The sequence below is a fragment of the Streptomyces sp. NBC_01352 genome (assembly GCF_036237295.1).
Classification (GTDB): Bacteria; Actinomycetota; Actinomycetes; order Streptomycetales; family Streptomycetaceae; genus Streptomyces; species Streptomyces plumbiresistens.
The window spans coordinates 8,332,219-8,354,002 of the sequence record NZ_CP108354.1 but is presented as its reverse complement, the minus strand read 5'-3'; the positions used below and the strand labels follow the sequence as shown (position 1 = coordinate 8,354,002).

At 69.3% G+C, this 21,784-nt stretch carries 17 protein-coding genes; 8 read left to right on the top strand and 9 right to left on the bottom strand.

The window, feature by feature from the left end:
* The first annotated feature begins 178 nt into the window (after positions 1 to 178).
* Together OG252_RS38425 and OG252_RS38420 are read left to right on the top strand one after the other, a co-directional pair.
* Positions 179 to 7,258 (top strand): golvesin C-terminal-like domain-containing protein, encoded by a 7,080-nt coding sequence (locus OG252_RS38425; RefSeq protein WP_329341988.1) that lies wholly within the window; start codon positions 179 to 181, stop codon positions 7,256 to 7,258.
* Between the two features lie 83 nt (positions 7,259 to 7,341).
* On the top strand, positions 7,342 to 7,824 hold the full coding sequence (locus OG252_RS38420; protein WP_266441783.1) for an SUKH-4 family immunity protein: 483 nt from the start codon (positions 7,342 to 7,344) through the stop codon (positions 7,822 to 7,824).
* A gap of 10 nt (positions 7,825 to 7,834) precedes the next feature.
* Here OG252_RS38420 and OG252_RS38415 read toward each other — a convergent pair whose 3' ends face one another.
* Genes OG252_RS38415 through OG252_RS38395 form a run of 5 tightly spaced genes read right to left on the bottom strand, consistent with a single transcriptional unit; the run spans position 7,835 to position 12,292 of the window.
* Entirely contained in the window at positions 7,835 to 8,926 is a 1,092-nt protein-coding gene (locus OG252_RS38415) for an amidohydrolase family protein (RefSeq protein WP_329341986.1), read from the bottom strand.
* Positions 8,927 to 8,951: 25 nt separating this feature from the next.
* Entirely contained in the window at positions 8,952 to 9,743 is a 792-nt protein-coding gene (locus OG252_RS38410; RefSeq protein WP_266441778.1) for a PIG-L deacetylase family protein, read from the bottom strand.
* Positions 9,744 to 9,798: 55 nt separating this feature from the next.
* Positions 9,799 to 10,608: an amino acid ABC transporter ATP-binding protein gene (locus OG252_RS38405; protein ID WP_266441775.1), complete on the bottom strand. Its 810-nt coding sequence runs from the start codon at positions 10,606 to 10,608 to the stop codon at positions 9,799 to 9,801.
* Positions 10,605 to 11,438, bottom strand: a complete 834-nt coding sequence (locus OG252_RS38400) for an amino acid ABC transporter permease (protein WP_329341983.1) — start codon at positions 11,436 to 11,438, stop codon at positions 10,605 to 10,607. The genes OG252_RS38405 and OG252_RS38400 overlap by 4 nt, the downstream gene beginning before the upstream one ends.
* On the bottom strand, positions 11,435 to 12,292 hold the full coding sequence (locus OG252_RS38395) for a transporter substrate-binding domain-containing protein (protein WP_266441770.1): 858 nt from the start codon (positions 12,290 to 12,292) through the stop codon (positions 11,435 to 11,437). The genes OG252_RS38400 and OG252_RS38395 overlap by 4 nt, the downstream gene beginning before the upstream one ends.
* A gap of 212 nt (positions 12,293 to 12,504) precedes the next feature.
* Here OG252_RS38395 and OG252_RS38390 point away from each other — a divergent pair, with 212 nt between their 5' ends.
* From OG252_RS38390 to thpD, 6 genes are all read left to right on the top strand, one after another.
* A complete protein-coding gene (locus tag OG252_RS38390; RefSeq protein ID WP_266441766.1) occupies positions 12,505 to 13,605 on the top strand; it encodes a pyridoxal-phosphate-dependent aminotransferase family protein in 1,101 nt (366 codons plus the stop codon).
* A gap of 164 nt (positions 13,606 to 13,769) precedes the next feature.
* Positions 13,770 to 14,294 carry a DinB family protein gene (locus OG252_RS38385; protein WP_329341979.1) on the top strand — a complete coding sequence of 175 codons (525 nt, stop codon included), beginning with the start codon at positions 13,770 to 13,772 and terminating at the stop codon, positions 14,292 to 14,294.
* A 290-nt stretch (positions 14,295 to 14,584) separates the two neighbouring features.
* Positions 14,585 to 15,091: a diaminobutyrate acetyltransferase gene (ectA, locus tag OG252_RS38380; protein ID WP_329341977.1), complete on the top strand. Its 507-nt coding sequence runs from the start codon at positions 14,585 to 14,587 to the stop codon at positions 15,089 to 15,091.
* A 52-nt stretch (positions 15,092 to 15,143) separates the two neighbouring features.
* A complete protein-coding gene (gene ectB / locus OG252_RS38375; RefSeq protein ID WP_266441758.1) occupies positions 15,144 to 16,415 on the top strand; it encodes a diaminobutyrate--2-oxoglutarate transaminase in 1,272 nt (423 codons plus the stop codon).
* A gap of 52 nt (positions 16,416 to 16,467) precedes the next feature.
* The gene (locus OG252_RS38370; RefSeq protein WP_266441756.1) at positions 16,468 to 16,872 is read left to right on the top strand and encodes an ectoine synthase; all 405 of its coding nucleotides are present in this window, start codon (positions 16,468 to 16,470) and stop codon (positions 16,870 to 16,872) included.
* A 7-nt stretch (positions 16,873 to 16,879) separates the two neighbouring features.
* Positions 16,880 to 17,776, top strand: a complete 897-nt coding sequence (thpD, locus tag OG252_RS38365; RefSeq protein WP_329341974.1) for an ectoine hydroxylase — start codon at positions 16,880 to 16,882, stop codon at positions 17,774 to 17,776.
* Between the two features lie 272 nt (positions 17,777 to 18,048).
* Here the strand turns inward: thpD and OG252_RS38360 are convergent, their stop codons facing one another.
* The 4 genes from OG252_RS38360 to OG252_RS38345 all read right to left on the bottom strand — a co-directional run bounded on the left by OG252_RS38360 (position 18,049) and on the right by OG252_RS38345 (position 21,679).
* Positions 18,049 to 19,068: a maleylpyruvate isomerase family mycothiol-dependent enzyme gene (locus tag OG252_RS38360; protein ID WP_329341972.1), complete on the bottom strand. Its 1,020-nt coding sequence runs from the start codon at positions 19,066 to 19,068 to the stop codon at positions 18,049 to 18,051.
* A 79-nt stretch (positions 19,069 to 19,147) separates the two neighbouring features.
* On the bottom strand, positions 19,148 to 19,765 hold the full coding sequence (locus tag OG252_RS38355; RefSeq protein ID WP_266441748.1) for an RNA polymerase sigma factor: 618 nt from the start codon (positions 19,763 to 19,765) through the stop codon (positions 19,148 to 19,150).
* A 45-nt stretch (positions 19,766 to 19,810) separates the two neighbouring features.
* Positions 19,811 to 20,863, bottom strand: coding sequence for an aminotransferase class V-fold PLP-dependent enzyme (locus OG252_RS38350; RefSeq protein ID WP_329341969.1), 1,053 nt, complete (start codon positions 20,861 to 20,863; stop codon positions 19,811 to 19,813).
* 99 nt (positions 20,864 to 20,962) lie between these two features.
* A complete protein-coding gene (locus tag OG252_RS38345) occupies positions 20,963 to 21,679 on the bottom strand; it encodes a DsbA family oxidoreductase (RefSeq protein WP_266448679.1) in 717 nt (238 codons plus the stop codon).
* Positions 21,680 to 21,784: the final 105 nt, after the last annotated feature.

The following is a 21,784-nucleotide window of genomic DNA, read 5'->3' as shown; positions in this document are numbered from 1 at the left end:
TCCCACGGGAGTTCACACGATCGTGGCGCATCCGTGCATGCTTTCGAGCAATCGTTCACAGTCCGGAACTCGTCCTTGCATTTGACATGTCATTGACACGCCTTTGAAGGGCCTTGGTACACATGTCTGCCCGCGATTCCTGTGCGATCCCTGTGTCCACCGGGACAAGGAGCCTTACATGGCAGGCTTAGGCCACACCCGCATCCGCACCCGCCTCCGCCCCACCCGCAACCGCCTCCGCCGTCTCCGTCTGCGCGCCGCCCTCGTCGGCGCCGTCGCCACGGCGTTGATCATCGGAACCGCTCCATCGACCCCCGCCCGCACGGGCGAGGCGAGACCCGCGGCCGCCTCCGAGCCCGACACCACCGATCCACGCGACGGCTGGCGCCCCGCCAGCGAACTCGTCGACGACGAGGACGACCGCGGCTTCTGGGACAGCCTCTTCGGCAGCGACGACGCCGAGGGCGACCGGGACGACGGCGGGGGCGGGGGCGAGGGCGAGGGCGAGGGCGACAAGAAACCGCCCCGCATCACCCTCGACCGCACCCGCGGCGCCGCCTCCCTCACCCACCCGCGCGTCGCGGGCGGGGCCGACGGCGTCCGCATCGCCGCGCCCCGCACCGCGCACGCCACCGGCGCCGACCTCGCCTGGACGGCGTACGACGGCAAGGGCCTCCTCGAGTACGAGGTCCACCGCTCGACGTCGAAGGACTTCACGCCGACCGACGAGACATTGGTCGCTCCGGTCGACCGCGGCACCCGCACCTTCACGGACCGCACCGTGCCGCCCGCCCTCGATGGCGACGGCCGCACCTACCACTACCGGATCGCCGTACGGACGAAGCAGGGCAAGCTCGTGGCCGGCCCTGCCCGCGCCGTCGAACTGCCCGCCGTCGGCCAGGTCGCCCGGGGCGGCAAGCTGCTCGCCGCTCCCGAGGGCGAGACCTACTTCCTGCCGTTCACGCCGGCCCGGATGGTCCCCGGCGAGACCGCCACCGTCGAGGCGACGCTCACCAACACCACGGACACGGTGTGGAAGAAGGGTGAGCGCGTCCTGTCGTACCGCTGGACGCTGGACGGCAAGGACATCACCAGCCTCCTCAACAAGGACGCCACCGGGCTGCCGAAGGACGTGGCGCCCGGCGAGACCGTCACCTTCGACGCCCAGTTGAAGGCCCCGGTGCTGGTCGACCCGCTCGACAAGCGGCTGACCTTCGGCCTGGAGTGGGACCTGAGGGAGAAGGCGACCGGCGACTGGCTGTCCGAGACGGACGGGGTCCCGCCGTCGAAGCACGAGGTCACCGCCGAGTACCCGACCTCCGACCAGCTCGGTCTGGAGGACTTCTACTCGTACGCGGGCAAGAACACCGGCGCGGGCTCCGCCCTGATGAGCAACCTCTACGCCGGCAACGCGGTGTGGTCGTACAACGCCTTCTCGAACCCGTCGCTCGGCTTCTCGACCTTCCTGCGCCTCGCCTACAACTCGCAGGACGCGTCCAACACTCCGGCCGGTCCGGGCTGGTCGCTGCAGGCCTCGTCGCCCGTGCGGCTCGGCACCCCGCTGGACTTCCACCCGTCCGCGCTGCTGCCCAAGCAGCTCACGCTGACCGACGGCGACGGCACCAGCCACGTCTTCAGCAAGAACAAGAAGGGCGAGTGGGACTCCCCCGCCGGAGTCCACTTCCGGGTCAAGCAGCTCGAGAAGGACTGTCTGCTCAAGCCCCACCAGCGGGAGGCCTGGGAGTTCCTGCGCCCGGACCGCACCCGGTTCCTCTTCGACTGCCAGGGCTATCCGAGCGCCCAGGTGGACAAGAACGGCAACCGGATGGAGTTCACGTACGAGGAGCGGCTGCTCGGGCACCCGTCCAAGCTGCTGAAGTACGTCACCGACGCCGAGGGCCGGCGCACGCTCACCGTCGACTACTGGGAGAAGGGCGAGGCGTACACCTACGTCGACGAGGACGGGAAGGTCCGTGAGGGCAAGCACCTGCTGAACCCGTTCATCATCGGCAAGGTCCGCTCCGTCACCGACATCTCTGGGCGGCGGATCGACTTCACGTTCACCGAGAAGGGCCTGCTCGCGCTGCTCACGGACGGCGCGAACTCCGCGGACCAGGATCTGCGCAAGGTCTTCAGGTTCGGGTACGGCAAGGAGTTCGACCACCCGGGCGTGAAGCTGGTCAAGGTCACCGACCCGCGCGGCAACGCCACGAAACTGGACTACGTCGGCCCGCACGACGACAAGGACCAGCTGCACTACCTGGGCCACACCAAGACGGTCACGGACCGCCTCGGCGGCCTGACCGAGTACCGCTACGAAGACGCCGACGGCCACGACGGCAAGGCGATCCGGACCGTCGTCACGGACGCCGAGGGCAACCCGGCCACCGAACTGTTCGACGGCTACGGCCGCCCGGTGGAGCTCACCGACGCCAAGAAGCAGACCACGAAGCTGGGTTGGGACGCCGACAACAACGTCATGCGTCTGGAGGAGAACAACGGCGCGGCCCGCACCTGGAAGTACGACCCGAAGACCGGCTACCCGCTGGAGACGAGGGACGCGGAGAGCATCGAGAACGACCGCCCCGCGGCCACCCTCGCCTACGCCACCGGCGAGAACGGCTACATCGCCGACCTGGTGCGCCGCGTCTCCCCCGAGGGCCGCGGCTGGCAGTTCGGCTACGACGCGCGCGGCAACATGACCTCGGTCACCGACCCGAAGGGCGTCGCGAGCGAGCCCGCAGGTGACTACACCTCCCTCCACGCCTACGACGCCCGGGGCAGGCTCACCTCCGCCACCGACGCCAACGAGCACACCACGAAGTTCGAGGACTACGACCCGTCCGGCTATCCGCAGGTCATCGTCGACGCACTCGGCAACCGCACGCTGACGACGTACGACGTGCGCGGGAACGTCACCGAGGTCGAGGAGGCCGACGGGGCGACGACCACGCAGACGTACGACCTGTTCGCCCGTCCGCTGGAGAACCGCAGGCCGAAGGACCAGGAGGCCGGCGAGTTCATCGTCACGCCCGCGCCGGAGTACGACGCGAACGACAACACCCTTGTCTTCACCGCTCCTAACGGGGTGGCGAGCACCAGTGTGTTCGACGCGGCCGATCAGCTGCTGAAGTCCGTCCAGCCGGGCGACGAGGAGGGCTCGCCGGAGAGGGTGTCGACCTTCACCTACGACAAGGTCGGCAACCAGCTCACCTCGACCGAGCCGAAGGGCAACCTCACCGAGGCACCCGGGGACTTCACCTCGACGACGAAGTACGACGAGATCTACCAGCCCATCGAAGCGGTCAACGCGGCGGGCAAGCGCGCGAGCGCGGTCTACAACGACGTCGGTGACCTGGTGAAGGTCGTCGACGCTCGCAAGAACGAGACCGAGAACCCGGACGACTACACCAGCAAGTTCCGCTACGACCTCGACCACCGCCTGCTGGAGACCACCGACGCGGCCGGCAACTCGACGACCAGCACGTACGACTGGGACGGTCTGACCACCGCGACCACGGACGCCGAGGGCAACCGCACCGAGTTGGTCCTGGACGCCCGCGCCGCCCTGGTCGAGGCGCGCGTCCCGTACGACGGCGACGGCGACGACGCGGTCGTGCGCACCACCCGCTTCGAGTACGACGAGGTCGGCAACCAGACCCGGGTCATCACCCCGCGCGGCATCGAGACCGGCGACGACCCGAAGGACTTCGCCGCCGAGACCGTCTACGACGAGCTGAACCGGGTCAAGGAGACCCTCAGCCCCTTCGACCCGGACGACGCCCGCTACAACACGCCGGACCGGACGACGTACGAGTACGACGCGCTGAGCCGGGTGAAGAAGGTCAGTGCCCCGCCGTCCGAGGGCCAGAGCGTCCGCAACGAGACGGAGTACACCTACTTCGACACCGGCTGGATCAAGACATCCACCGACGCCTTCGACATCAGGAACACCTACCAGTACAACGACCTCGGCCAGCAGATCCAGAACACCCTGAGCAGCGGCGGCGGTTCGGTCACCCGCACTCTCGACTCCGCCTTCTACCCGAGCGGTGCCCTGAAGTCCCGCTCGGACGACGGAGTCCCGGTCGGCCTCCAGGTCGCTCTGGTCGACAACTCCGACGTCAACAACACGGCCACCCAGGGCACGTGGGAGGAGACGGCCGCCGAGGGGTCGTACGGCTACAACGCACAGACCCACCCGGCCGGTTCGGGCGAGGACCGTTTCGTCTGGCAGTTGACGATCCCCCAGGAGGGCGACTACACGGTCTACGTCCAGTACCCGAAGGTCGACGGGGCGGCGAAGGACGCCACCTACGAGATCAAGCACAAGGACGGCACCGGGACCAAGACCCTCGACCAGACCGAACTCCCGGGCGAGTGGCGGTCGTTGGGCAAGTTCGCCTTCGGCGAGGACACCGGCCAGGCCGTCACCCTCACCGACAAGGCGACCGGCACGGTGGTCGCGGACGCGGTCCGGCTGGTCCGCGACAACTCCGGGGACACGGACAACGAGGAGAAGGACTTCTCCTACCGGTACGACGCCAACGGCAACCAGATCGAGATCACCGACCGCAGCCCCGGCGTCCGGACCGACCGCTACACCCTGGAGTACGACGAGCTCAACCAGCTCGGCAAGGTCGTCGAGCACGACGGTGACAGCGTCCGCAACACCACCGCGCTGACCTACGACGCCAACGGCAACACGCTCACCACCACCCACGACCTGACCTGGAGCAAGCTGGACTACGACGTCCTCGACCAGGTCGAACGCATCACCAACGCGGCGTCCCCGACGGCCGGTGACCAGCAGGTCACCACGCTGGAGTACACGGCCCGCGGCGAGTTGGAGAAGCAGACCAAGCCCAACGGCAACGTCCTCACCGTCGACTACTACCTCGACGGTTCGACGAAGAAGACCACCGAGAAGCAGTCGGACGGCACCCTCGTCGCCGAGCACGCGCTGAAGTACAACGCCAACGGTCACAAGCTGGAAGACGTCCTGAAGCTCATGGACGCCGACGACCACGGCGACACCGTCGACAACACCTACGCCTACACCTACGACCCGCAGGACCGCATCGCCAAGGTCGCCAAGACCGGCGACGACGAGACGACGGAGGAGTACCGGCACGACGCGGCCGGCAACGTGGTCTGGCAGAACGTGGACGACACGACCACCACCCACCGCTACGACCGCAACCGCCTCCTGACCTCGACGGCGGACGGCGCGTCCTCGACCTACAACTACGACCCCCTGGGCCGCCTCGACACCGTCTCCTTCGGTGGCGAGACGATCCAGAAGTACCGCTACGACGGCTTCGACCGCCCAGCCTCGATCACCGCGGGCAGCGGCGAGTCGGCGAAGACGACCCGCATGACCTACGACGCCTTCGACCGCACGGTGAAGGAGGCGGTGGGCAGCGGCGAGGACGCCAAGACGACCCTCTTCACCTACCTGGGCATCACGTCGCACTCCTTGAAGGAGGAGGTGACGGACGAGGGAGTCACATCCTTCCAGTACGCGTCCTGGGGCCAGAAGCTGACCCAGATCAAGGACGAGGAAGACGATGAGGGCGCGGCCCCGGAGACGACCCAGTACCTCTACCACCCGCACGGCGACGTCGAGGCGCTGACCGACAAGGACGGCAACACCAAGACGACGTACGGATACACGGCGTACGGCAAGAACGACGCGGCCCAGTTCACGGGCGCCGACAAGCCGGGAGCGGGCGGCGGGGAATCGGAGGATCCGTACAACTCGTACCGCTTCAACGGCAAGCGTTACGACACCACGTCGGGCACGTACGACATGGGCTTCCGGACCTACGACCCGGGTCTGAACCGCTTCCTGACCCGGGACATGTACGGCGGCGCACTTGCCGACATGGGCCTGTCGACCGACCCGTTCACCGGCAACCGCTACGCCTTCGCGGGCGGCAACCCGATCTCCTTCATCGAGATCGACGGCCACCTGTTCGGGATGTCCTGGTCCGACATCGGCCACATCGCCCTGGACGTGGTCGGCCTGATCCCGGTCGTCGGCGAGGCGGCGGACCTGGCCAACTGCGGCTGGTACGCGGCCGAGGGCGAGTACGTGGACGCGGCCCTGTCCTGTGCCTCCGCGATCCCGTTCGCGGGGTACGGGGCGACGGCGGCGAAGGCCGCGAAGTACGGGGACGAGGCGCTGGAGGCGCTGGACACGGCGAGCGACGTGGGCCGCAATGTCCCGTCCGGCGCGGCGACACCGCCGAGCGCGGCGACACCGCCGACGGGCGGGGCGAATCCCCCGTCCGCGGGGGCTGCCGACGCACCCCCGACGGGCGGCGCCAACCCGCCGGCCGCCGACCCGGCGCCCGCTCCCGCGGCCCCGGCTCCGGCCGCACCGAAGGTCCCGGAAGCACCGCCGGCCAGCGGCGCGGCCTGCAAGCTGGGCAACAGCTTCGTGCCCGGCACCAAGGTCCTGATGGCCGACGGAACGACGAAGGCGATCGAGGACGTCGAGAGCGGCGACAAGGTCACCGCGTCGGACGTGGAGACGGACGACGCTCAGACCCGTACGGTCACCGAGACCGTCAAGGGTGAAGGGACCAGGCATCTGGTCACCGTCACCGTCGACACCGACGGCAGGGAAGGCGCCAAGACCTCCAAGCTCACCGCCACCGACGGCCACCCGTTCTGGCTGCCGGACGTGGGCCGCTGGGTGAAGGCCGGCGAACTCGAACCCGGCCAGTGGCTCAGCACGGGCAGCGGCAGCTGGATCCGGATCACGGCGGTCGCACACCGGACGGCGAAGGCGACCGTCCACAACTTCTCGGTCGCGGGTCTCCACACCTATGAGGTCCTGGCAGGCACGACGCCGGTCCTGGTCCACAACTGCCAGGTCGACTACGGCAGTACCGACCTCAGCCAGGCGGTCATGCAGGAGCGCCTGCGACTGGGCAAGACCGGCAACAACTTCGCCGCGGCGCGCTACACCGACGCCAACGGCGTGTCGCAGATCGCGGTCGCCTTCTCCTCCAAGGGACGGGGCAACCACGCGGAGGCGAAGCTGCTCCGGCAGCTGGGGAAGGGAAACGTCACCGAGGTCTACTCGGAACTCCAGCCCTGCCGGAATTCCTGCGCCCCGGCATTGCAGGGAATTCCGACCTCGTGGTCCTGGAACTGGACGACGTCCGCCCAGGGAGCACAGTCCCGTAAAGCCCAACTAGGCGCAGTACGGCAATTGTTCGCCGACGCCAAGGCGGGAATCTGGTAGTCTCGCCGCGAGAGGCCGACCGATATTCATCGGTCGGCCTCTCGATCATGTCACCGGCCTGACGTTGGGAAAGAGTCCTCACCATGTCGCCGCATCACAGGTACACGCCGGAATCCCTCTCGTCCGTGCGCGACGCGAACGCCCGCCGCCTTCTCACCGAAGTCGGCCTGCCCGAAGACCACTTGCTCTTCACCGCGACAAGTCCGGCCGAACGGACGGTGCGAGCGAACGGCTCCGAGAGGCGTCTCCTCAAGTTGGGGCAGGGCGGTGACTACGACGAGTACTGCATCGACATCGACTCCGGTGAAATCGTCTCCCTCAACACGGAAGATTCAAGCGTCTGGCACGTGAACGAATCCGCGAGCACTTTCCTCCAATGCCTCGAAGAATTCGCCACCCGGTTTCCGTACGGCGACGAAGAAACCGAACCGGAAGTATGGGAGGAACTGGCGGGCCAACTCGGAGAAGCGCTCAGCCGAATTGACCGCACGACGCTGAGCGAGGACCCGGGATTCTGGCACTCCCTCCTGCACGACGTGGCCATCGGGGACTACGCCGAGGACTGACGTCCCCTTCTCAACCCAGGACCCGCCCGTTCAGCACCACCCGAAGCGGGGCCCCCAGCACACGCACATCCGTGCGGGGGTCCCGTTCGTACACCACCAGGTCCGCGGCCGCCCCCTCCTCCAGGCCGGGGCGGCCGAGCCACTTGCGGGCGCCCCAGGTCGTCGCCGACAGGGCCTCCAGCGGAGGGATGCCGGCCGTCACCAGTTCGGCGACCTCCGCCGCCACCAGGCCGTGGGGCAGGGTGCCGCCCGCGTCCGTGCCGACGAACACCGGGATGCCGGCGCCGTAGGCGTTGCGGACCGTGTCGTAGCGGCGTTCGTGGAGGCGGCGCATGTGGGCCGACCAGCGGGGGAACCTGGATTCGCCGCCGTCGGCCAGCATCGGGAACGTGGCGATGTTGACCAGGGTCGGGACGATCGCGACGCCGCGGGAGACGAAGAGCGGGATCAGGTCGTCCGTCAGACCCGTCGCGTGTTCGATGCAGTCGATGCCCGACTCCACCAGGTCGCGCAAGGACGACTCCGCGAAGCAGTGTGCCGTCACCCGCGCGCCCAGGCGATGGGCCTCCGCGATGGCCGCCTCGATCGCGTCCCGCGGCCAGCTGGGAGCCAGGTCGCCCGCCTCGCGGTCGATCCAGTCGCCCACCAGCTTCACCCAGCCGTCGCCGCGCCGGGCCTCCTGGGCGACGTAGGCGACGAGGTCCTCCGGCTCGATCTCCCACGCGAAGTCACGGATGTAGCGGCGGGTGCGGGCGATGTGGCGGCCCGCGCGGATGATCTTCGGGAGGTCCTGGCGGTCGTCGATCCAGCGGGTGTCGGAGGGCGAACCCGCGTCGCGGATCAGCAGGGTGCCCGCCTCGCGGTCGGTCAGCGCCTGCTTCTCGGCGACGTCCTGCGGTACCGGGCCGTGCGGGCCCAGGCCGACGTGGCAGTGGGCGTCGACCAGACCGGGCAGCACCCAGCCCGACATCGTGCGGATGTCACGGGCCGCGAGGGGGCGGTCGTAGGAGATCCGGCCGTCGACGATCCACAGCTCGTCCCGGACGTCGTCCGGGCCGACCAGGATCCGGCCCTTCACGTGCAGCACCGTGCGATCACTCATGCACCGCACCTTAGTCAGCCCGGCGTCACTGCTCCCAGGGCGGTGGCCCCTCGAAGGCGAGCTGGTACACGTCGAACAGGACCGCGGACTCGACGCCGAGCGCGGGGCCGGCCTGGCGGGCCGCCCAGGTCAGGAAGGGGCGGGGTTCGAAGGCCGTAGCCCCGAGGCCCTTGGTGTACTCGGCGTGGGCGGCGAGGGAGGCGATGCCCCGCTCCAGCGGTTCGCCGGACACGTCCACGCCGTGGGTGGGGCGCTCGGCGCCGGCGAAGCACACGAAGCGGACCCCGCCCCAGGGTTCGAGGCCCTCGTCGATGAGTTCGGGGAAGATCCACCGGTTGCCCGCGTCCCGCGCCGCGTCGAGCGCGGCGAGACCCACCACGCGGTGGTCGGCCTGGTTGACCACTCCGGCGACCATCCGCACGGTGTACGCCCCGGTCACCACGACCTCGGGCCGGTGCCGGCGGATGGCCCGCACGATGTCGCGGCGCAGGTCCGGGCCGTACTCGATCACCCCGTCCCGATGGTCGAGGAACTCGACCGTGTCCACGCCCACTACGCGGGCCCCGGCCCGTTCCTCCGCCTCGCGCAGCGGGCCCGCCTCGTCGGGGTGCAGCCCGTCGATGCCGGCCTCGCCGCGCGTGGCCAGCAGGTACGCGATCTGCTTGCCCTGGGCCGTCCACCGGGCCACGGCGGACGCCGTCCCGTACTCGATGTCGTCCGGGTGGGAGGCCACGGCCAGGCAGCGGTCCCAGTCCTCCGGCAGCCGGGGCAGCGCGGTGCCGGCTCCGAAGCCGCCCGCGTCGTCGAGAGTCGTCATGCCCCGAATGATGGCGGTCCGCAGGCTCCGTCCGACAGGGGAACGTATGTCCTCTTCAGTCGCTTGTGCCCACCTGGTCCGACGTCTCCTCCTCCACCTCCGCCATCGCGGGGTCGAGGAGCCGGGAGAGGAAGTGCCGGGTGCGTTCGTGGCGGGGGTTGGCGATGACCTGTTCCGGGGTGCCGTCCTCGACGATCACTCCGCCGTCCATGAAGACGACCCGGTCGGCGACCTCGCGGGCGAAGGTCATCTCGTGGGTGACGACCATCATCGTCATGCCCTCGTTCGCCAGCATGCGCATCACCGCCAGTACGTCCCCCACCAGCTCCGGGTCGAGCGCCGACGTCGGTTCGTCGAACAGCATCACCTCGGGGCCCATGGCAAGGGCGCGGGCGATCGCCACGCGCTGCTGCTGCCCGCCGGAGAGGGAGGCCGGGTAGGCGTCCGCCTTCTCCGCCAGGCCCACCCGCTCCAGGTTCTCGGCGGCCACCTGGGCGGCCTGCGCCTTGTTCCGCCTGAGCACTCGCCGCTGCGGCAGCGTGAGGTTCTCCGTCACGGACAGGTGCGGGAAGAGGTTGAACTGCTGGAAGACCATGCCGATACGGCGGCGTACGGCGTCGATGTCGACGTCGGGGTCCGTCAACTCGGTGCCACCGACGAAGACCTGGCCCTTGGTGGGTTCCTCGAGGAGGTTCACGCACCTCAGCAGCGTCGACTTGCCCGAGCCCGACGGGCCGATCACGCACACGACCTCGCCCTGGTCGACCTCCAGGTCGATGCCGCGCAGCACCTCGTTGTCGCCGAACGACTTGTGCAGGCCGCGGACTTCGATCTCCGGGTGCGTCCCAGGAGTCTTCTCGCTCATTTCACGGCCTCCTGAGCCTTCGTCTCCATACGGCGCACGACGAAGCCGAGCGGGATCGTGACCAGCAGATAGCACAGGCCGGCGACGAGGATCGGCGTGGAGTTGGCGGTCGTACTCGCCAGATCCCGGCCGTACTTGGACAGTTCGCGCTCCTCCAGGGTGACGCCGAGGAACAGCACCAGCGAGGAGTCCTTGAAGAGCAGGACCAACTCGTTGGTGAGCGGCGGGAGGATGATCCGGAACGCCTGCGGGATGATGATCGAGATCATCGCGCGGGCGGGCGAGAACCCCAGTGAACGGGCCGCTTCCATCTGGCCCTTGGGCACGGCCTGGATGCCCGCGCGGATCGTCTCCGCCATGTAGGCGGCGGCGACCAGACCCAGTGCGAGAGCGACCTTGCCGTAGGTGCCGCCGACGATCTCCGTGCCCGGGAAGGCGAGCGGGACGGCGACGCCGATGAAGATGAAGATCAGCAGGGCCGGCAGACCGCGGAAGATCTCGATGTACACCCCGGCGAACCAGCGGTACGGCCCGACCGACGACAGCCGCATCAGCGCGATGACCATGCCCAGCACCAGGCCGACGACGAAGCCGGACAGGGTGTAGAGCACGGTGTTCTTCAGCGCCAGCGTGATGACGTCCGGGAACATCTGCTCGGCGATGTCGGCCTGCGCGAACTGGTTCTGCAGCCGGTCCCAGTCCGCCGAGACCGCGAAGGCGATCACGGCGGCGACGAAGACGGCGTACTGGATGCCCTGTGACAGACGGCGCTTCTGACGCCGGGTCAGGCCCTTTTTGCGGAGCGGTGCTTCGAGCTTGGTATCACTCATGAGGCGGACGGCGAAGCGGATGCCGCGGACTCGTCGTACGGGCCGATCCACTGCTCGTAGAGCTTCTTGTACGTGCCGTCGGCCCTGGCGTCCGCGAGCGCCTTGTTGATGGCGGCGAGCAGCTTGGTGTTGCCCTTCTTCACCGTGAAGCCGTACTGCTCACCGGTGTTGATGTTGTCGGCGACCTCGAAGGCGTCCGCGTTGGCCTTGTTCTTCAGCCAGCCCTGGACGACCGGGTAGTCGATGACGACGGCCTTGACCTGGCCGGAGCGCAGGCCGTTGAGGACCGCGTCGGAGGACTCGAAGGAGACCGGGTCGAAGCCCTGGCTCTTCGCGTAGTCCTCGCCGGTGGTCTGCGCCTGGGCGCCGAGCTTCACGTTCTTGGACTTCACGTCGGCGAGGGAGGTGACCCCGGCCTTCTTGTCGACGAGGACGGCCTGGGTGGCGTCGAAGTACGGGTCCGAGAAGTCGACGTTCTTCTTGCGCTCCTCGGTGATGGTCATGCCGGCCGCGGCGAGGTCGCACTGGCCGGCGTTGAGGGATCCGCCGGTCTTGAAGTTCTCGAAGGGCTGGTCGAGGATGTCCTGCTTCACGCCCAGGTCCTCGGCGACCAGGTCGATCAGCGAGACGTCGAAGCCCTGCACCTTGCCGTCGATCTCCGACTGGAAGGGCGGGTACGGCAGGTGCGTGCAGGTGGTGAGCTGACCGGCCTTGACCAGTTCGACCCCGCCGGCGGCGGTCTTCGTGCCGCTGCCCCCGTCGTCGGTGGAGGTACAAGCGGACACGAGCACCAGCCCGGCCGTCGCGGTGGTGGCGGCCAGGACGCGGGTCCGGCGCCCGAGGAGCGTGTTCACGGCGGGCCTTCCTTTGGGGAAACTGTGGCTTCCGATTATAAGGAGAAGTTTGAGGCTCTCAAACCAAACCGATGGCTTCGGGGCTGTCCGGCCTAAGAAGTCGTCGGTCGAGGGAGGGCGGCGGGTGACGGTTACGCTCGTCACGTCTACCCCGTGAGTGAGACTCGTTACCGCGTGAGTCTCGTTACCCCGTGAGTGAAGAGGGCACCCCCGTGACACACCCGTTTCTGGATCTGGCCCCGCTGACCGCCGCGCACTTCGCGTCGATCGAGGACCGTGTGGCGCGGCTGCTGAGCACCGAACAGGACGTGGTGATCACGCAGGGCGAGGCGCTGCTGCCGCTGGAGGGTGCGATCCGTTCCACCGCCGGACCGGGCACCACGGCGCTCAACGTCATCACCGGCCCGTACGGGCAGACCTTCGGCGACTGGCTGCGCGACTGCGGCGCGAGGGTGATCGACCTGGCGGTGCCCTTCCACACCGCCGTCACCGCCGAGCAGATCCAGGACGCCTTCGCCCAGCACCCGGAGATCGACTTCGTGTCCCTGGTGCACGCGGAGGCCGCGACCGGCAACACCAACCCGGTCGGGGAGATCGGCGAGGTCGTACGGCGGCACGGCGCCCTGTTCTATCTCGACGCCGTCGCCTCCATCGGCGCGGAGCCGGTGCTGCCGGACGCGTGGGGCGTCGACCTGTGCGTGATCGGGGCGCAGAAGGCGATGGGCGGGCCCGCGGGTGTCTCGGCCGTGTCGGTGAGCGAGCGGGCGTGGGCGCGGATGGCGGCGAATCCGGGGGCGCCGCGCCGGTCGTACCTCTCCTTGCTGGACTGGAAGGAGCGGTGGATCGACGGCGGGCGGAAGACGCTGCTGCACGCGCCGGCGCAGTTGGAGATGCTGGCGTTGGAGGCGTGTGTCGAGCGGATCGAGGCGGTGGGGCCGGCCGCCGTGATGGAGCGGCACCGGCGGGCCGCGGAGGCGACTCGGGCGGGGGCGCGGGCGCTGGGCGGGGGTCTGGAGCCGTATGTGTACGAGGACCGGGAGGCCGCGCCGGTCGCCACGACGCTGAGGGCGCCGTCGGGCGTGGTGGCGTCGGAGTTGGTGGCCCGGGCGCTGGAGTCGGACCCGGCCGTGCCGCTGGTGGCGGGCGGGGGTGCGCTGGCCAAGGAGATGATCCGGGTCAACCACTACGGGGTGGATGCGACGCGGGGGGCGGTGCGGGCGAGTCTGTCGGCGCTTGGCGCTGCGCTGGCGGCGGCGGGGTTGGGCGTGGATGTGGAGGGGGCGTTGGGGGCGGCGGAGGGCGCGTGGCGGTAGTGGTGGCGGTGGCCGTGGTGGGTGGCTGAGGTACTGCAGTCGCCCCCTCCGCCCTTTCCCGTCCCGTCTCTGGGGGCTGCGCCCCCAGACCCCCGCTTTCGGCCCGAAGGGCCTCGTCCTCAAACGCCGGACGGGCTGAAAAAGCCCGTGGCATGCTCGGTCGCATGACCGCCCTCACTCTTCCCGACGGCCGCCCTGTTCCTCTCATGACCGGCGATGAACGCCCCATGCTCGAGAGCTGGCTCGCCTTCCATCGGGCCACGCTGGAGTTGAAGTGCGCGGGGCTGGACGACGCGCAGGTGCGGGTCGCGTCCGCGGAGCCGTCGTCGCTCACGCTGCTCGGGCTGGTGCAGCATCTCGCGGAGGTCGAGCGGAACTGGTTCCAGCGGGTGGCCGCGGGGATCGACGTACCGCCGGTGTACGGCAAGGGGAACGGGAACGGGTACGTCCTCGACCCCGAGCGCGGGATGGGCGAGGCGCTGGCCGTGTGGAAGCGGGAGATCGCCCGCGGCGAGGAGGTGTGCGCCGGGCTGTCGCTGGACGACGTCGGGCGGATCGCCGACGGGCCGATGACCGGGCTCGAGGTCAGTCTGCGCTGGGCCTACGTCCACATGATCGAGGAGTACGCGCGGCACAACGGGCACGCGGACATTCTGCGGGAGCGAATCGACGGGGTAATCGGAGCATAATTCCGAGGTAATTCTGGGAAACTATATGTGCGTAGCTTCCCGTATTCTTCTGCCCGCTTTTCATCGACCTAAACGCAAAGATTCTGCGAACGTCAACCGGTGAAATTCGGGCAGATCTCGTGCAGGTTACATGGCTGTGACGCGTTACACATCCCGTCTGCTTTGCACCAGATTATCCGGTCAAACGCGCACATTACCTCGCACGCACCCGCGTGATAACACGGACCGCGCTCGCACGTAACCCCGAGCAGCGATGCATTTTTGAATTTCCCTCGGTAAATTCAATCCGCATGACTGCCGCACAAGCAGACCTGCAAATCGACCGCCCGGCGGTGGCGGACGGAGCCGCGCTGTGGCGGATGGCAAGGGACTCGAAGGTCCTCGACCTGAACTCGTCCTACAGCTATCTGCTGTGGTGTCGCGACTTCGCCGCCACGTCGGCCGTCGCGCGCGACGAGCACGGCGAGCCGGTCGGCTTCGTCACCGGTTACGTACGCCCGGACCGCCCCGGCACCCTGCTCGTCTGGCAGGTGGCGGTGGACGAGGCGCAGCGCGGCCGCGGGCTCGCCGCCGCACTGCTGGACGGGCTGGTCGCGCGGACCGCCCCGGAGTACGTCGAGACCACCGTCACGCCGGGCAACACCGCCTCCGAGCGCCTGTTCACGTCGTTCGCCGAGCGCCACGGCGCCCGGCTGGAGCGCGAGGTGCTGTTCGACACGGGTCTGTTCCCGGACGGGCCGCACGACCCGGAGGTCCTGTACCGCATCGGCCCCCTGTCCCGCACGCCCGCCGCCTGAATCCCCCTACGCCACCCCCGTGCAACCCCCACGCAACGAGGAGCGATTCGTCGTGACCATCACCCAGCCCGACCTCAGCGTCTTCGAGACCCTCGAGTCCGAGGTGCGCAGCTACTGCCGCGGCTGGCCCGCCGTCTTCGACCGTGCCCAGGGCAGCCGCATGTACGACGAGGACGGACACGAGTACCTCGACTTCTTCGCCGGAGCCGGCTCACTGAACTACGGCCACAACAACCCCGTGCTGAAACGGGCTCTGATCGACTACCTGGAGCGGGACGGCGTCACGCACGGTCTCGACATGTCGACCACCGCCAAGCGGGCCTTCCTGGAGTCCTTCCAGAACCTGGTGCTGCGGCCGCGCGACCTGCCGTACAAGGTCATGTTCCCCGGTCCGACGGGCACCAACGCCGTGGAGGCCGCGCTGAAGCTGGCGCGGAAGGTGAAGGGGCGCGAGGCGATCGTGTCGTTCACCAACGCCTTCCACGGCATGTCGCTCGGCTCGCTCGCCGTGACCGGCAACGCCTTCAAGCGGGCCGGCGCGGGCATTCCGCTCGTGCACGGGACGCCGATGCCGTTCGACAACTACTTCGAGGGCAAGGTCCCGGACTTCCTCTGGTTCGAGCGGCTGCTCGAGGACCAGGGCTCCGGGCTCAACAAGCCCGCCGCCGTGATCGTGGAGACCGTGCAGGGCGAGGGCGGCATCAACGTCGCCCGCCCGGAGTGGCTGCGCGCGCTCGCCGAGCTGTGCGAGCGGCAGGACATGCTGCTCATCGTCGACGACATCCAGATGGGCTGCGGACGGACCGGCGCCTTCTTCTCCTTCGAGGAGGCCGGCATCACGCCCGACATCGTCACCGTGTCCAAGTCCATCAGCGGCTACGGCATGCCCATGTCGCTGTGCCTGTTCAAGCCCGAGCTGGACATCTGGGAGCCGGGCGAGCACAACGGCACCTTCCGCGGCAACAACCCCGCCTTCGTCACGGCCACCGCCACGCTGGAGGCGTACTGGGCGGACGGCTCCGTGATGGAGAAGCAGACCCGCGCCCGGGGCGAGCAGGTCGAGCAGGCGTTCATCTCCATCACCGAGGAGAACCTCGCCGACGTGAAGGAGTACCGGGGCCGCGGGCTCGTGTGGGGCATGGAGTTCCACGACAAGCAGCGCGCCGGGAAGATCGCACAGCGCGCCTTCGAACTCGGGCTGCTCATCGAGACGTCGGGCCCGGAGAGCGAGGTCGTGAAGCTGCTGCCGGCGCTCACGATCACGCCGGAGGAGCTGGACGCCGGGCTGAGCATCCTCGCCCGTGCCGTCCGCGAGACCGCCTGAACCCTTCGGGCCCTACCCATCAGCACATCCACCTAGGAGGCATCGCACCACCGTGATCGTCCGTTCGTTCAAGGACATCGAAGGCACCGACCGACACGTGAAGGCCGAGTCGGGCACCTGGGAGAGCAAACGCATCGTCCTCGCCAAGGAGAAGGTCGGCTTCTCGCTGCACGAGACGATCCTGTACGCGGGTACGGAGACGTCGATGTGGTACGCGAACCACGTCGAGGCCGTCGTCTGCGTCGAGGGCGAGGCCGAGCTCACCGACGACGAGACCGGGCAGAAGTACACGATCACGCCCGGGACCATGTACCTGCTGGACGGCCACGAGCGGCACACGATGCGGATCAAGGAGGACTTCCGCTGCATCTGTGTGTTCAACCCGCCCGTGACCGGCCGGGAGGACCACGACGAGAACGGGGTCTACCCGTTGCTCACCGAACCCGAGGAGGTGTGACGTCACCATGACCACCGCTACCAGGATCCCCGATCTCTATCCCAGCCGTGGCGCCACCGAGGTGGCCACCCCGCGCAAGGACCCGGTCGTGTGGTCCGCGCCGGGCACGCCCGGGCCGATCGCCGGCAGCGAGCTCCAGTCGTTCGAGCGGGACGGCTTCCTCGCCATCGACCAGCTCATCGGCTCGGACGAAGTACCCCTCTACCACCGGGAGTTGGAGCGGCTCGTCACGGATCCCGCGATCCGGGCCGACGAGCGTTCCATCGTCGAGCCGAAAACCCAGGAGATCCGCTCCGTCTTCGAGGTGCACAAGATCAGCGAGGTCTTCGCGAACCTCGTGCGCGACGAGCGGGTCGTCGGCCGGGCCCGTCAGATCCTCGGCTCGGACGTGTACGTCCACCAGTCGCGGATCAACGTCAAGCCCGGTTTCGGCGCCAGCGGCTTCTACTGGCACTCCGACTTCGAGACCTGGCACGCCGAGGACGGTCTGCCGAACATGCGCACGGTGTCGGTCTCGATCGCGCTCACCGAGAACTACGACACCAACGGCGGTCTCATGATCATGCCGGGGTCGCATCAGACGTTCCTCGGGTGCGCGGGGGCCACGCCGAAGGACAACTACAAGAAGTCGCTCCAGATGCAGGACGCGGGCACGCCGTCCGACGAGGCGCTGACCGCCATGGCGAGCGAGTACGGCATCAAGTTGTTCACCGGCAAGGCCGGTTCGGCGACCTGGTTCGACTGCAACTGCATGCACGGCTCGGGCGACAACATCACGCCCTTCCCCCGCAGCAACGTCTTCATCGTGTTCAACAGCGTGGAGAACGAGGCGGTCGAGCCGTTCGCGGCGCCGGTGCGGCGGCCGACGTTCATCGGAGCAAGGGACTTCACTCCCGTACGGTGAGTCGAGCCCTGCCGGGGGTCCGGGGGTTGTCCCCCGGAGAATGCAGCATCGGAGCAAGGGACTTCACTCCCGTACGGTGAGTCGAGCCCTGCCGGGGGTCCGGGGGTTGTCCCCCGGAGAATGCAGCATCGGAGCAAGGGACTTCACTCCCGTACGGTGAGTCGAGCCCTGCCGGGGGTCCGGGGGTTGTCCCCCGGAGAATGCAGCATTGGGGCAAGGGACTTCACGCCGGTGAAGTAAGCCTTGAAGTACGCGCCTTGGAGCGGGCGGTGTCACAGCCAAGCGAGTGACGCCGCCCGCTCCAGCACGTTCCGTACGGCTCCCTCGTCGCCGTTGGTGCCCCGCGGCACCTCGTCGGGTGCGTACCGTCCGCCGACGAGGAGGCAGAAGTCGACGGGGTTCAGGGTGAGTTCGGCGCGTACGGGCTCGTCCTCGGAGCCCAGCACCCATTCGTCGCCGCCGGTGACCGCGAACAGCACCGGCGGTGCGGTGGGTCCGAGGGACAGGCCGAGGATGCGGACGGCCAGCCGGACCAGCTGCCACAGGTGCGCCTCGGGCGGCGGCGGGACGGACAGGCCAAGAGCGCGGCCGATGTCGTCGGTGTGGACCCAGGTCTCGAAGGCCCGCACCACGAAGTGTTCGGCGACCGGCAGCCGCATCCCCATCAACGTCACGGCGTGGGCGGCCAGTTCGGGGTCGTGCGCCTCGGGGGTGGCCAGCAGCGCGTCCGCCTGCGCCGCCCAGTCGGCGACGGTCTTCTCGGGCGTACGGCCGTACTCGTGGGCGATGACGTCGGCGGTACGCCGGTTCCAGGCGTCCTCCCAGGGCGTGTCCGCATCGATGTCCAGAGGCGGCCGTACCCGTGTGTCGATGCCCAGTCGGTCGGCCAGTGGCTCGTCGGCGGCGAGGAGGTGGGCGAGGGTCGCGTGCACGTCCCAGTCGTGCACCACCGGGGTGGACCAGCGGCCGGCCGCCTCGGGCAGCAGCGCCTTCAGTCCGGCGACGGCGGCGGCGTAGGGGGCGGCGTGCGCGGCGACACGGGCTGTGGCGCGGCGGCTACGCAGGGCGAGCGGGAGCGTCTCGGCGGCGGGGCGCGCCTGGGGTCCCTGAGGTCCTTGGGGTCCCTGGGGTCCGTCCAGCAGTCGTACCGTCTCCCGCAGCCGTTCCGCCTCCACCGCGCAGTCCTCGCACTCGGCCAGGTGCAGGGGAACCTTCTTCTCGTCCGCCGGTTCCAGGGCACCGAAGGCCCAGGCGGCCAGCAGGTCCCGTACCTCGTCGTGGTCCTTGGTCATCGCACACCTCCTTCCCCGAGTGCCCGCAGTTCTCGCAGTTCCCGCCGTTCCCGCAGTTTTCGCAGTCCCCTGCTCGCCATCATGCGCCTCTTTCCCACGCCGGATCGGGTGGGTCGGCCAAAGTCTCGGCCAAGGTGCGCAGCGCCGTGCGCAGGCGGGTCTTGGCGGTGCCCTCGGGGATGCCCAGTTCGACGGCGGCCTGCCGGTAGGTGCGGCCCGCGAAGTAGGCGAGGTGGACCACCTCCCGTTGCGGCTGCGGGAGTTCGGCGAGCGCGGAGTGCAGGAGCAGGGACCGTTCCCGGTCGACGACCGCCTCGTCGGGGCCGGGAGCGGCGTCCGGGATCGTGTGCAGCGCGGCGTCGTCGGCGCGGGCGTCCTTGCGGTGCCGGGCCTCGCTGCGCACCCAGTCGACGGCCCGCCGGTGGGCGAGCACGGACAGCCAGGTGCGCAGGGTGCCGCGGCCCGCGTCGAAGGCGTACGGCCTGCTCCACAGCTGGGCGAAGACCTCCTGCGCCACGTCCTCGGCGGCGGCCGGGCTCCGGGTGACGCGCAGGGCGACCCGCCGCACCAGCCCGCCGTACGCCGTGTACACCTCGGCCAGCGCGGACTCGTCGCCGTAGACCAGCCGCCGGTGCAGCTCCGTGTCGGCGGACGGTTCGACGGACGTCTTGCCCGTGGACTCCAACGGCACCACCACCCCTGTGCCCCTTCCTAGCGTCCCCGACGGGTCCGCGCCACCGGTTCAGCCGGACAGGACGTTCAGCAGCCGGTCCACGTCCGCCGTCGTGTTGTAGAGGTGGAAGGAGGCGCGCAGGTTGCCCGCGCGGTTGGAGACCTCGATCCCGGCGCTGCTCAGGTCGGCCTGGCGGTGTCCGAGTCCGGGGACGGAGACGATCGCCGAGCCGGGGGCGGGGACCGGTTCGTGCCCGAGGGTGGCGAGGCCCGTACGGAAGCGGTCGGCGAGGGCGAGGTCGTGGGCGTGGATGGCGTCGACGCCGAGTTCCTCGACGAGTTCGAGGGAGCGGCGCAGGCCGGCGTACGAGAAGAGTGCAGGGGGCAGGTCGAAGCGCCGGGCGGAGTGGGCGAGTTCGGTGACGGGTCCGTAGCAGCTGTCCCAGGGGTTCTCCCCGGCCACCCAGCCCGCCAGGATCGGCGTCAGCTCTTCGAAGTCCTCCGGCACGACGAGGAAGCCCACCCCGTGCGGCCCGAGCAGCCACTTGTATCCGACGGCGACGGTGTAGTCGTACGCGTCGGCCTCCATCGGCAGCCAGCCGGCGGACTGGGAGACGTCGACGTACGTGCGGGCGCCGTGCTCCCGGGCCGCCTCCCGGAGCGCCGGCAGGTCGGCGATCCGTCCGTCGGCGGACTGCGCGGAGCTGACCGCGACGAGCGCGGTGCCCGGGCGGACGGACTCGGCGATCCGCTCCAGCGGCACGGCTCGCACCTTGAGGTCGCCGCGGGCGTGGAAGGGGTTCACGACGGAGGTGAAGTCGTCCTCGGCGGTGAGGACTTCGGCGCCCGCGGGCAGCGAGGCGGCGACCAGCCCGGTGTGGGCGGCGACCGAGGAGCCCGCCGCCACCCGTCCGGCCGGGACGCCGGCCAGCCGGGCGAAGGCGGCCCGGGCGGTCTCCACGTCGCCGTACAGCGCGTCCAGCGGCCTGCCGTCGGCCCGCATCAGCGCGGCCTCCTGAAGGGCGGCCACGGTGCGGGCGGGCAGCAGGCCGCTGCTCGCGGTGTTCAGGAAGGTGCGCTTCGGGGCGAACTCGGAACGGATCAGGCTCTCGAAGGTCTCCATGTCCTCACTGTGAGGCTCCGACAACCTGTCGTCCATTGCGAATCTTTACGTGAATCCCCTTAGGGATGCTTATACATCGGTCCCCACCTGCGCGGTTCCTCAGTGCTGCGGCACCGCGCACCCGTCGGGACCGCAGGCGTCCGCGTCCCCCTGGTCGATCAGCTGCAGCGGCGGGCGCTCGCCCCATGCCTGCGTCAGCGCCTGCGCGAAGACCTCGGCGGGCTGGGCGCCGGAGACGCCGTACTTGCGGTCGAGGACGAAGAAGGGCACGCCGTTGGCACCGAGCTCGGCTGCCTCGCGCTCGTCGGCGCGGACCTCGTCGGCGTAGGCGGTGGGGTCGGCGAGCACCTTGCGTACGTCGTCGGCGTCGAGGCCGGCGGTGACGGCCAGCTCGACCAGCCGCTCGTCGCCCTCGGAGTACACGGACCGCTCTTCGGCGAAGTTGGCCTTGTAGAGCCGGGCGAGGAGCTCGTCCTGGCGGCCCTGCTCCTTGGCGAGGTGGAGGAGGCGGTGCATGTCGAAGGTGCTGCCGTGGTCACGGCCGTGGGTGCGGTACTCCAGTCCCTCGGCTGCGGCCTGCGCACCGAGGTTCTCCTCGCCTGCCTGGGCCTGCGCCTCGCTCATGCCGTACTTCTTGGTGAGCATGGTGATCACGGGCTGGATGTCCTGCTTGGCGCGGCCGGGGTCCAGCTCGAAGGACCGGTGCACCACCTCGACCTGCTCGCGGTGCGGGAAGGCCTCCAGCGCCTTCTCGAAGCGGGCCTTGCCCACGTAGCACCAGGGGCAGGCGATGTCCGACCAGATCTCGACGCGCATGTTCTCGGCTTTCTCCAGGGTGTGCGGGGGCGGAGGTTCCCCTCCGGCGAGTGTATGAACGTTCAAGCAGCGTGGTTCATTCCGCGGGCGGAGCCCCCGGCAGAC